The organism is Treponema sp. SP13 (assembly GCF_050938355.1).
Taxonomy (GTDB): Bacteria; Spirochaetota; Spirochaetia; order Treponematales; family Treponemataceae; genus Treponema_D; species Treponema_D socranskii.
The window spans coordinates 1-448 of sequence record NZ_JADOVM010000020.1; the positions used below are offsets into that span (position 1 = coordinate 1).

Annotated in this window: 1 rRNA gene; it reads right to left on the reverse strand. The window is 56.2% G+C overall.

The window, feature by feature from the left end:
- A 23S ribosomal RNA gene (locus IZU26_RS13010) occupies positions 1-448 on the reverse strand; the annotation flags it as partial.

Sequence of the window (448 nt, forward strand, 5' to 3'; positions counted from 1 at the left end):
GCATTGCTGCTAACCCCTCCCCTTAACCTTCCGGTACCGGGCAGGTGTCACCACCTATACGTCCCGTTGCCGGTTCGCAGATGGCTGTGTTTTTGATAAACAGTCGCCTGGGCCTGCTTTCTGCCGCTCACATCCTTATCAGCGTGAGCCACACTTCTTCCGAAGTTACGTGTGCTTTTTGCCGAGTTCCTTAACGCGGGGTCGCTCGTGCGCCTTAGATTACTCATCCTGCCTGCGTGTGTCCGTTTCCGGTACGGTCCGACTCAGCCTAACTTTAGACAGTATTTCCCGGCACCCTGATTACGTCCGCTTCGCTTCGCCTGCGCTCCGCTCCCCGTAACAGCTCAGCTCAAGGACTCTTTTAACCGCCCTCTCAACACCTCGCTGCTTGGACAGGATCTACCGTTCTCCTGCCGGATTTCACCTCATGCGTCCTGCCTTCAAAACC